This window comes from Alteromonas genovensis, from assembly GCF_010500895.1.
Lineage (GTDB): Bacteria > Pseudomonadota > Gammaproteobacteria > Enterobacterales > Alteromonadaceae > Alteromonas > Alteromonas genovensis.
In genome coordinates this window covers 79,262-91,309 of the sequence record NZ_JAAAWO010000011.1, presented here as the reverse complement: position 1 = coordinate 91,309, position 12,048 = coordinate 79,262, and the positions used below count along the sequence as shown (strand labels likewise).

Below are 12,048 nucleotides of genomic sequence, written 5' to 3'. Positions count from 1 at the left end.
CTCATTTTGCGAACACAACGCGTAAAAACAATATAGACGATATTGAAGCAAAAACGACGACATATTGCGGTCGATGCTTCACGTCGCAAACGAAAAAGCATGAGTTAGATGTCGGTAGTGTCAGTAAAGAAACAAGACATTTCATACCGAACTCGCTAAGAGGCAACGACAACACTGCCGTAGTAAAGCGAAACCGTGCTTGCGAACATAAAATAAGTTTGCCGTTTAGCCAACAGAATTAAATGACAAACAAGCGAGGCTCATTATTTCGCTTGTTAAAATGAAAATTGAAATAAGGGTTTGTCGCTCCCGACATCCTCAAAGCAGCGTGGCCTTGGTAAGGTCAGTCGTTTAGGTAAAATAGACAAACAAAAACAACGTTTGTGACCTGTAACGCTGACAGAGATGCATTTAGAAAGTGCATAGGCTACCCACTCGGGATAATGCGATGTAACAACAAAGTCCCCGTCCAACCGTGAGGTTGCGCGGTGAGGGTTTGCACATGTCACTTTAATTTTGTGTCTTAACGGCTGTACAAAAACAGAGTTAGATACAATGAAAAGAATGTTAATTAATGCAACTCAACAAGAAGAGTTGCGTGTTGCTCTAGTAGACGGGCAACGCTTGTACGACCTAGATATTGAAAGTCCTGGGCACGAGCAAAAGAAAGCAAATATTTACAAAGGCAAGATTACCCGAGTAGAGCCAAGCCTAGAAGCAGCTTTCGTCGATTATGGCGCTGACCGCCACGGTTTCCTCCCCCTTAAAGAAATAGCCCGCACTTACTTCCCTAAAGGTTACAAGTTTGAAGGCCGCCCTAACATTAAAGATGTTATCAAGGAAGGTCAGGAAGTTATTATTCAAATCGATAAGGAAGAGCGTGGCCAGAAAGGCGCAGCACTGACTACTTTCTTATCGTTAGCAGGCAGTTATTTAGTTCTTATGCCAAACAACCCTCGTGCTGGCGGTATTTCACGTCGTATCGAAGGTGATGAGCGTACAGAACTTAAAGAATCATTAGGCAAATTAGACCTTCCAGACGGAATGGGCCTTATTGTGCGCACGGCTGGCGTTGGCAAGTCGTATGAAGAATTAGAATGGGATTTGAAAGTACTTCTTAAGCACTGGGACGCGATATCTGCAGTGGCCCAAGAGCGTGAAGCACCGTTCTTAATTCACCAAGAAAGTAACGTTATTGTTCGCGCTATTCGCGATTACCTACGTCGTGACATCGGTGAAATTCTCATCGACAAAACCAGTATCTACGAGCAAGCACTTCAGCATATCGAACTGGTTCGCCCCGACTTCGCAAACCGCGTAAAACTGTATCGCGGCGAAGTACCTTTGTTTAGCCACTACCAAATAGAAAGCCAGATAGAATCTGCATTCCAAAGAGAAGTACGCTTACCATCGGGCGGTTCAATTGTTATTGACCCAACAGAAGCTTTAACCTCTATTGATATCAACTCTGCTCGTTCAACAAAAGGCGGAGATATTGAAGAAACGGCACTGAACACAAACCTAGAAGCGGCTGATGAAATTGCTCGCCAGTTGCGCTTGCGTGATCTCGGTGGGTTAGTGGTTATCGACTTTATTGATATGACCCCAGTTAGACATCAGCGCGATGTGGAAAACCGCATGAAAGACGCGGTACGAAGCGACAGAGCTCGCGTCCAGTTAGGCCGTATTTCTCGCTTTGGTCTTCTTGAAATGTCTCGTCAGCGTTTGCGCCCTTCCCTTGGCGAATCTGCCCATCATGTATGTCCACGTTGTTCAGGTCACGGTACTATTCGTGGTACTGAATCTCTTGCACTTTCTATTCTTCGCATATTAGAAGAAGAAAGTATCAAAGAGAATACGGGACAGATTGAAGCGCAGCTACCAGTGTCGGTGGCAACGTACCTGTTAAATGAAAAGCGCAAGTCTATTCAGCTTCTTGAGAAGCGCCACGGTGTTGATTTGCTGCTTATTCCAAACGCAAATTTAGAAACGCCTCATTATCAAGTAGAGCGCCGTCGTCCAGATGATGCCCTGCAAGATGCAAGCTATGAAGTTGAGCTAATGCCTGCTGTGGAAACAGAGAAAGTGACGACGACCACTGCCCCTGTTAAGCGTGAAGAGCCTGCACTTAAAGGCCTTGTTGCTCCTACTACGGCAGCACCTGTTGCTCAGCCTAAAGTTCAGGAAAAAGCGGCACAAACAAACGAATCTTCATCATTATTCGCTCGCATTGGTAAGTGGATAAACGATGTATTTGGTGATAGCAACAAGCCTGAAGCTAAGCCAAAGGAAAACCAAGAGAAAAACGAGAAAACGTCGTCTAATTACAAAGGTAAAAACCCGCGTAATACTCGCAATAATGACGACCGTCGTCGTAAGCCTCGTAAAAATACCCGTCGCAATAATCCAGCTCAAGCAAAAGACGGTGAGCAGGAGCAACGCCCACCACGCAGTGATCAAGACGACAAGCGCAACAACCGTGGCCGCAAGCCTCGCAGAGCGCAGCAGCCTCGTGATGAGCAGCAAAAGCCAAAGCACGAAAAGCCTCAACAAGACGCTCCTGTTAATGACAATGTGGAACAACAGGACAATCAGGTTGAGAAGAAACGTGAAGTTGCCGAGCGCAGAAAGCGTCGTGATAAGCGTCGCAGCGTTCGAGTCAACAAAGATGACTCAGCAAATGCTAATGCGCAAAGTGTGCCAAAAGCTGAAACTAAACCAGCTGCACCTAAGAAGCCAGAAAGAACTGAGAAGCAGCCTGACGAGCAAGTTGTTAACTCTGCACCTGTTACTGAAGACGCAGCAGGAAAGCCGTTAGAGAAGCATCACGCTAAGCAAAAAACGGTTATCGGGTCGACGGCAGAAACCTCTGACGCCAACGAGGAAACTCAAGAAGCAGCAGTAATTTCAGAGTTAACTAACGACGAAAACGGCCAAAAACGTGAAAGCAGAGGACGTTCACGTCGCTCTCCTCGTCACGTTCGCGCGGCAGGTCAACGTCGTAAGAAAGAAGCGCAGCAAAATGAGGAAGGTACTACCGAGAGTAGTAACGACAATCATAATAATACTGCGCCAGTAAACGTTGATGAAACGCAGGCTACACAACCTGGCGTGCTCTCTTCAGAAGTGCAGTCAACAAATGCACAACCGGATGGCATTAAAGAAGCGGTAACTGCAACTGCTGAGCAAACAACGTCAACCGTTGAAGAGACTAAAGCGCCTGTTGCTGACGCTTCTGTTCAGTCTGAAGAGCTAGCGAAAGAATCAGCGGTGGCGCCAAGTGTTGAAGCGGTTCAAGATGAATTGCAGTTCGAGGCAGCCCCGCAAGCAGATGAAGCAGCAAAAGCAAGTGGTACTGAAGAAGCGCCTGTAAAAGCGGCTCAACAAGATAGCGCTGAAACAGCAGCACCAAAGCAAGTTGAAATAAACTTAGCTGAGGAAGCTACTGAGGCAGCAGAAGCACCTGCAGCCAAGCAGTCTGTAGCTGAAGACAAGCCAGCAGTGGTTGAAGAGCCTTCAGCGGGTAAGGAGCCTTCAGCGGGGAAGGAGCCTTCAGCGAATATTGAGCCTTCAGCGCCTTCTAAGCCTGTAGCCGATGAAAAGCCTGTAGTATCTGCAACAGCTAAAAAGGCTGACAAGCCAGCATCGGCACTAGGTGCAAGCGGAACAGGAAAACGCAGAGCGTCTCACCCAATGACAACCCCAGCGTCTGTTGACGATGAGTTTGTCGATGTGAAGCTTACAGCGAAGTCAGATGATTCTCGCCCCGCTGTAACGGTTTGCGGTAAAACTGCAAACATGGCTCAGGTATCAGCGCGAGCATCTGCTCCTGCTACACTGCCAGGCAGCGTAGATTAAGCGTTTGCTAGAACCTTTGAGATAAAACGTCTCTAATAATGAAAGCCGCTGTTTTAAGCGGCTTTTTTATGCCTCTCGTCCTAAAATAAGTCATAAAAATGAGGAGCTAAGCGATGAGTCACCCCGTTAACCCACACTTCGTATCTTGGCTAGAACAACATTGTCAGGCAAACGCAATTGAGACGTCGCTCATTCAAACACTATGGAGCGGCTATGGCGCCTGCTTTCGGGCAGCCCTGCAACCTGCTAGAAACAGTCACCTTGCAGCGCCTTTATCTGCGGTGGTGAAATGCGCGGTGACACCTGCAACTCACAAACACCCTCGAGGCTGGAACGGTGATACTGGCCATAACAGAAAGCTGCGCTCATTTGCTATTGAAAACAGTTTTTACCAGTATGCTCAACCTTTTACCAACGAACGCTGTAAAACCCCTCGCTGTATCGCAGCCGCGAAGGACGGTGACAGCACGTTATTAGTCATGGAAGACCTTGGAAAGTTAGGTTTTACGCAAACAACCCTCGGACTGACAGTGGCGCAGGCCGAGATAGTGCTTACCTGGTTGGCTGAATTTCACAGTCGCTTTATTCACACAAAATCGTATTTTCAAACTAATAATGTATTGCTTTGGGATACGGGTACCTATTGGCATTTAAAAACCCGTGAAGATGAATACCAAGCCATGACTCCCTGCCAATTAAAAGATAGCGCAAGCAAAATAGACAGCGTGCTTAACAACGCTAAATACCAAACCCTGGTGCATGGTGATGCTAAGGTCGCCAACTTTTGTTTTACACCTGATTTTCAGTCTTGCGCGGCAGTAGACTTTCAATACGTTGGATTTGGTGTAGGTGTAAAAGATGTAGCGTATTTTTTAGGGAGCGCGCTAAGTGAAGATGACCAAGTAACATACTCTGAGCACTGCTTAGAGGTTTATTTTAAAGCGCTAGCGTTAGCCTTACACCAGCGCTGCTCAGTGGGTTCTCAAGCATACGAATCTGCGCCGCCAACAGCACTAGAAAAATCTGAAATACCTCTACTCATCAAAGAGTGGCGTACACTCTACCCCATCGCTTGTGCTGACTTTCATCGATTTTTAGCAGGGTGGAGTCCACAACATTGGAAGATTGATAAAGCGCTACAACATCAAACTTCTATCGCGTTATCAATGCTAAAAGGCAGCTCTAGTTAGAATACGGGTCTATTTCCAAATGCTTTTGATAGCGATACTTGGGGTAGCGATACTTTTGATAGCAATACTTGGGATTACTGGGTTTATAAGTGACCAATTTACAATAACCTAACGTAATAGCTATAACTATCGGAAGCTCTCTGCTCTTATGTACAAACGCAAACTATATCTTTTTGGCCTTCTCTCTACCTTTATTCTATTCATCGCCCTTGCTAGCGCTGCGGTAACTGCACATCTTACGCGAACCAATTTAGAACAAAGTCAGCTGGCTCAGTCCTTATTGTCTGAACATCAGCAGCTTTCCAGTACATCTTACCGACTATTTAAACAACTGACTGATGAACTTATCTTCGGAAAAAGTGCGAACCAAGCAAACGTAAGAAATAAACAGGAAAGAATTGACCAATCTATAGCAAGAATAAAACAATTTGAGCTTGCTCAGCGTGACGCGCTTGGCCTTGACGCAACTCAGGGAAGTGTTGAAGACACTGACGAACTAGAGGCATTGATTGGCAGTATTGTCGGCGAATTTCGCGCTATAGCCTCGCGCAATGATAGTACTCCATTAAAAGAGCAAGAAAGACTGCATACGCTGCTTGAAAGCACCATTGATAATCAATTTCGTGAAGCCATTAATGCCGCTGTAGTGCGCCAAAGCAGTGTGGTGTCGGGTATTAATTCAAGTATAGATACACTCAATACCAGTATTGTTTGGTTTACCATTATTTTAGGTGCCATAACATGCCCGTTTATCCTACTAGGTTGCTATTGGCTATTTAATGCGTTGTATCATCCGCTCACTGTTATTCGAACGGGAACAGACGCTATTGCCTCCGGTAACTATCACTATCGGCTACCAGAAACTCTTGATAGCGAATTTACCGATTTAGTTAAAGCGTTTAATTCTATGATTGTGCGGCTTGGCGCCCATGAAGACAAAGCGTCTGCACACCGAAAGCAACTTGAGTATGAGGTGGAAACACGAACGCGGGCACTGCAGGAGGTCAATAACAAGCTGACGCAACTCGATACTAAACGTCGTCAGTTTATGGCAGATGTGAGTCACGAGCTGCGTACCCCTCTCACTATAATCCGAGGAGAAGCCCAGGTCACCCTTCGTCAGCAAACCGCTACTGTGGAAATTTACCAAGAAACGCTTAACACCATTTTAGAGCAATCTGTAAAGCTCAGTAAGCTGGTAGACGATTTGCTTTTATTGGCAAGGGCGGAAATGCACGAATTTACCTTAGACGTTGCTCAGTGCACTCTCGAGAGTGAACTTTCTGAGCAAGTGACAAAGTGGCAGAAAGTGATTAAAACACGTGACATTACTTTTCAGAGCCAACTTCAACACAACCAGAGTGTTGTTATAGACAAAGAGCGGATCATTCAGGCATTAACCATTTTAGTTGAAAATGCTAACAAATATTCCTCACCCGGCGCCCCCATTATAGTAGCACTAGACGATGATAATAACTGGATACGTATTAATATTATGGATACCAGCGATGGTATTTCCTCATCGGACTTAGAACATATTTTTGAACGCTTTGTTCGCCTTAAGCGACAGGGAGATGGCATGGGCTTAGGCCTTTCAATTGCAAAGGCCATTGCTGAGGCGCACGGCGGTACACTCACTGCACGCTCAGAGCTATCGAAGGGGTCTGTCTTTACATTATCCTTGAAAAAGCCTGCATCGCATTAACGCTAGCGTCGGCTTTTAGGGCTGCCAGCGAATAAACAAGAAAGAGAAAAACTTATAATGAAAATTTTAATTGCCGACGACGAGGCACCTCTATTACGATTCTTATCTCGCGGTCTCAGCGCCGAGGGATATCAATGCGTAGAAGAAAGCACCTTACACAATCTAATTACACGAATTCGACAAGAATCGCCAAGTATTGCAGTGCTAGATAGAATGTTTGGCGATGAGGACAGCGTTGAGCTTTTACCCACGATAAAGGCCATGCCAAATGCACCAATGGTATTGCTACTGACTGCCGTGGATGACGTGAAAGAGCGCGTTAACGGCCTTACTTTAGGTGCTGATGACTATTTGTGTAAACCTTTCGACTTTGACGAGTTATTAGCGCGTATCACTGCACTAAAACGCAGAGCGGGATCGGCAACTGTGGACGACAGTTTAACAGTGGGCCCTTTGCAAATTGATAAAGATTCTAGAATTGTTACCTTGTGCGGCGATGAGCTATCACTAACAAAGCTAGAATATGACACCTTGTATTACTTTGCTGAAAATGCGGAGAAAGTGCTCTCACGAGAACGAATACTGAGTCGAGTTTGGAAAAGCCATAGCGATCCACTCACCAACGTTGTGGATGTATACATCAGTCGACTGAGGCAAAAGCTCAACGCCAATGACTCAATTTCAATAGAAACATTGCGTGGAAATGGTTATCGGTTAACGGTTAAATAAAACCGCAAATAGAAAAAGCCCAACGAAGGGACAACGTTGGGCATAGTTGTAGCGATAGTGGCGGTTTTGTCGTTAACGCGGTTTATCATTGGCACACACATCAAATCCTTAACCCAAGATATTCCGCCGACATCCCTGATGTCCTTTAAGCAACAGGGCAACTGCACTTGCTACCCTTCCAATAGTAGAGAAAAATTATAACGAAACCTTTTACGCCTCATTAAAAGAAAATGAACAGAAGATTAAAAAACCTATGCCCTTCTTCTCTGCCCTCCTACTTTCGCCATTAATACTTTCAACCTTCTGCCGGCTAACTAAAAGAATCCAAGTGGATCCTCGCTAAAACTGACTAACGCTTTATTGTCATTGCCCCAGGGCGAATGCCGACACTAGCCTTTAAGCTTATGTGGCAGTTGAAATGACTGAATAGACTCAAAAAGCTTGATGCATTGAGGGGTTGAAAGCACTGGGGGATTGAAAGCATTGTTCTAGCGGAAGCGATTTACGCTCTTTTCATATCCACATGAGGGATATCATCTTCCAAATACATGGGCGATGAAGAAACAAAACCAAAGCTTTCATAGAAAGACAAAAGATACTCTTGTGCGCCTATTTCAATAGCTTCATTAGGCCACAGCATTTCACACTCTGCTATCGCTTTACTCACTAACGTTTTACCTGCCCCTTTACCGCGAACGTCTTTATGCGTTGCAATTCGCCCAATACTGACTGACGGAAAGCTAACACCCTTAGACAGCAGCCTCGCACAAGCAACTAAGACACCATCAACAAACCCCATAAGGTGCCGAGTGTCAGGGTGCCTGTCTTTTTCGTCAAGTTCAGGGTACGGACAGGTTTGCTCAACCACAAACACATCAACTCTCAACTTTAACAAGTCGAAGAGTTGATTAGTCGTTAATTCATTGAACGAACACAGTTGCCAAGTAATCACCAAACCATTTACCACGTTAAATCATCAGGAATGTCGTAGTCTGCATACCAATCGTCTTCTGCTTCATCTTTACCGTCGGTGCCGCTTTTATCTAAATCAGCTCGGTAAACAATAAAGCTATCGTCGCGCTGGGCTATTTTATCTGCCACAGGCGTAGGCACTAGCTCGTACGCATCATCAAGTAACACGACGGTTAAACGACCTTTAGTTACCTGACGATGAATGTCTGCGTTCACGTACATACGTTTCACAACATTATCGTGGGTGAAATTGAGCACCATATCGCCTTTACGCGCTTGCTTATTGGTTTCAATAAGCTGCTTCACCTGAGCGGCAATCGAGCGTTTCTCTCGTTCGTTTTGCTGAAGCTGGTTCAGCTCTCGAGAACGTTCCTTTTTCTCTTCTGCTGCTTTTTGAGCAGCCAGAGTGGCTTCATCCACTACTGGCTTCTTCTGTTTCTGCTTTTTACGCTTTTCAGCACGGGCTTTTTTAGCCGTGCCTTTATCCGCTAATCCCGCTTTTAAAAGTTGGTCTTGTAAAGAGGCCATATTTCGTTCAATTACCTATTAAGTTACTTCTTTTTGGCGTTAGATTTTGCCGCTGGCTTCTTTGCCGCTGGCTTTTTCGGGGTCTGCTCTTGCCATTTGCCGCTCTCATACCACGCCGACCATCCGGTAGCTTTGCCCTCTGCATTCTCACTCATTACGTACTGCTGCTTAGTCTTACGGCTGTAACGAACAATAGTCTCGTTTCCGTCTGAATCTTTAGCTGGCGCATCGGCAAGATAATAGAACTTAGGCGATATACGGTCTCTGAAGCGAGCAAGTTCGTGAACTTTAGGCGCACGAGTTTCTCTTGATTTAGGGAAGTTGTGGGCTGCCAAGAAGATACCTGAAGCACCGTCACGTAGCATAAAGTGTGCGTCGGTTTTTTCGCACGGAAGTTCCGGTAAATCCACCGGATCTTCTTTAGGTGGAGCTGCTTCACCATTTCGAAGCAACTTACGGGTGTTTTTGCATTCTTCGTTAGTACAACCAAAGTATTTGCCAAATCGACCGTTTTTCAGCTCCATATCACTGCTGCATTTATCGCATTCAATGATAGGGCCGTCGTAGCCTTTTATTTTAAAGGTGCCGGTTTCAACAACCGTGCCGTCACAGGTAGGCGTGTTGCCACACACGTGAAGCTTTCTTGTCTCATCCACAAGATAGCTATCCATCGCTGTGCCGCATTTAGCACAACGCTTTTTAGAGCGCAGTGCTTCGGTTTCTAACTCTTCCTCGTCATCAACCTTAACCACCTCATCACCCGATGTTAGGTTCATGGTGTTGGTACAGCGTTCTTTAGGTGGCAGATTGTAGCCTGAGCATCCTAAAAAGACCCCTGTGGAGGCAGTTCTAACGTTCATTTCACGGCCGCACTTCTCACACTCTATGCCAGCAGGAATAGCCTGGTTTAGGCGCATACCGCCGTCTTCTGGGTCTTTTTCAGCGTTTAACAATTTACCGTAGAAGTCACTGTAAAAGTCGTTAAGTACGTCCTTCCAATTTTTATTCCCTTCGGCAATATCATCTAAGTGCTGCTCCATATTCGCGGTAAAGTCGAAGCTCATCAAATCGTCGAAGTTTTCCATCAATCGATCGTTCACTATCTCGCCCATTTTTTCAGCGTAGAAGCGCTTATTATCTAGTCTTACATAACCGCGATCTTGAATAGTCGAGATAATACTGGCGTAAGTCGAAGGACGGCCAATGCCACGTTTTTCAAGCTCTTTTACCAAGGAAGCTTCGTTAAAGCGAGCTACAGGCTTAGTGAAATGCTGCTTTGGATCTAACTCGTTTAGCGTAAGTGAATCGCCCTTTTGCACGTCAGGTAGCAATAATTCATCGTCACCTTTTTTGCGCAACTGAGGTTGAACACGTGTCCAACCGTCAAATTTAAGCACTCGGCCTTTTGCGGTGAGTTCATAATCCGCCGCAACCACTTTAATCGTTGTTGCATCGTATTTAGCAGGCGTCATTTGACAGGCTAGGAATTGACGCCAAATTAGCTCGTAAAGACGCTGAGCATCACGCTCCATATCGCCTAAGCTTGCCGCACTTATGGTCACGTTTGAAGGACGAATAGCTTCGTGAGCTTCTTGTGCACCCTCTTTACTGCCGTAGCGTATGGCAGAATCGGGTAAATATTTATCACCGAAATTATCGGTAATATACGCCCTTGCACTTTCAACCGCTTCTTGACTTAAGTTGGTTGAGTCAGTACGCATATACGTGATGTACCCAGCCTCATAAAGACGCTGAGCCATCATCATGGTTTTCTTAACGCCAAAGCCTAAACGAGTGCTCGCCGCCTGCTGAAGGGTTGATGTAATAAATGGCGCAGAGGGACGGCTTGACGTAGGCTTAGACTCTCGACTTTCAACGGTGTAATCTGCACCTTTTAAATCGGCTAATGCCTTATCTGCATCGTCTTTATTTTTTGGCTTAAATGCACTGCCCTGATACTTGGCTACAAGCATTTTTAGCGCGGCTTGTTCCTTGCTGGTAAGGTCTGCGTGAATATCCCAAAACTCTTCGGGAACAAACGCTTTAATCTCTCGCTCACGCTCTACCACCAAACGCACTGCAACAGACTGAACGCGGCCTGCAGACAATCCTCGGGCTACTTTTTTCCAAAGTAGTGGCGATACCATGAAACCAACGACTCTATCGAGAAACCGTCGTGCTTGCTGCGCATTAACGCGAGAGATATTAAGTTCACCAGGCGCAGAGAACGCATCCTGAATAGCATTTTTTGTGATTTCGTTAAACACCACACGCTGGTAGGTTTTGCCTTTGCTGCCGAGTAATTCTTGTAGATGCCAAGCAATGGCCTCTCCTTCTCGGTCCAAATCCGTTGCGAGATAGATGGTGTCGGCATCTTTAGCCAATTTTTTTAATTCATTAACAACTTTTTCTTTACCTTGCAGCACTTGATAATGAGCATGCCAATTCTTTTCAGGGTCGACGCCCATTCTGTCTACAAGTTTTAAATATTCATGGCGGCGAAGGTATTCCTGACGTGCTTCGTCGCTGTATGTTTTGAGTTCTTTAGCCGGTATTTTAGGCTCTACGTTACCTAAAGCCTTCGTTGGAAGATCCCGAACATGGCCAACCGAACTTTTTACGATAAAATCTTTACCAAGATATTTATTTATCGTTTTCGCTTTGGCTGGTGACTCGACTATGACCAGTGATTTTGCCATATAATTGAACTAAACCTATTGATTTTAAATGACTTCTTACGTCAAATACCGAAAATTGATGCAACCTTGCACTATATATAGGGTGCCCGCTCTTTTTTAACATATATCTACAAAGTGAATGGAAAACAAGATCTTCTTCATACTTATTCTTCTACTTGCTTCAATCTCACACAAAAACTGTACAAGAAATAAGCAGCGCGATTGGCAAAGCCTTTAAAAGCCGTATAATGCCAGCCATTCCACTAGCACCACTGCGCGCTGTGAAAGGTTAGATGCGCATTGGTGGTAAAAAAAGCGCGATTGTTGAACGCCTTGCTAAATGCCTAGAACTATACAGCGTAGCGTTCAAATGCCCAAACACCAAATA

7 protein-coding genes are annotated in these 12,048 nt (G+C 45.4%); 4 read left to right on the top strand and 3 right to left on the bottom strand.

Translation table 11 applies throughout. The features are described 5' to 3' along the window. The first annotated feature begins 555 nt into the window (after positions 1 to 555). The 4 genes from rne to GTQ48_RS13965 all read left to right on the top strand — a co-directional run bounded on the left by rne (position 556) and on the right by GTQ48_RS13965 (position 7,482). Positions 556 to 3,858: a ribonuclease E gene (rne, locus tag GTQ48_RS13980; RefSeq protein WP_203565243.1), complete on the top strand. Its 3,303-nt coding sequence runs from the start codon at positions 556 to 558 to the stop codon at positions 3,856 to 3,858. Between the two features lie 113 nt (positions 3,859 to 3,971). Continuing rightward, positions 3,972 to 5,048, top strand: a complete 1,077-nt coding sequence (locus tag GTQ48_RS13975) for an oxidoreductase family protein (protein ID WP_163107220.1) — start codon at positions 3,972 to 3,974, stop codon at positions 5,046 to 5,048. A gap of 148 nt (positions 5,049 to 5,196) precedes the next feature. Then, complete coding sequence (locus tag GTQ48_RS13970; protein WP_163107219.1) at positions 5,197 to 6,753, top strand: sensor histidine kinase; 1,557 nt, start codon at positions 5,197 to 5,199, stop codon at positions 6,751 to 6,753. A 57-nt stretch (positions 6,754 to 6,810) separates the two neighbouring features. After that, entirely contained in the window at positions 6,811 to 7,482 is a 672-nt protein-coding gene (locus GTQ48_RS13965) for a response regulator transcription factor (RefSeq protein ID WP_163107218.1), read from the top strand. Between the two features lie 502 nt (positions 7,483 to 7,984). Here the strand turns inward: GTQ48_RS13965 and GTQ48_RS13960 are convergent. Genes GTQ48_RS13960 through topA form a run of 3 tightly spaced genes read right to left on the bottom strand, consistent with a single transcriptional unit; the run spans position 7,985 to position 11,681 of the window. Beyond that, entirely contained in the window at positions 7,985 to 8,434 is a 450-nt protein-coding gene (locus GTQ48_RS13960; RefSeq protein WP_163107217.1) for a GNAT family N-acetyltransferase, read from the bottom strand. Between the two features lie 8 nt (positions 8,435 to 8,442). After that, a complete protein-coding gene (locus GTQ48_RS13955; protein ID WP_163107216.1) occupies positions 8,443 to 8,982 on the bottom strand; it encodes a DUF2058 domain-containing protein in 540 nt (179 codons plus the stop codon). A 23-nt stretch (positions 8,983 to 9,005) separates the two neighbouring features. Continuing rightward, positions 9,006 to 11,681 (bottom strand): type I DNA topoisomerase, encoded by a 2,676-nt coding sequence (gene topA, locus GTQ48_RS13950; RefSeq protein ID WP_163107215.1) that lies wholly within the window; start codon positions 11,679 to 11,681, stop codon positions 9,006 to 9,008. Positions 11,682 to 12,048: the final 367 nt, after the last annotated feature.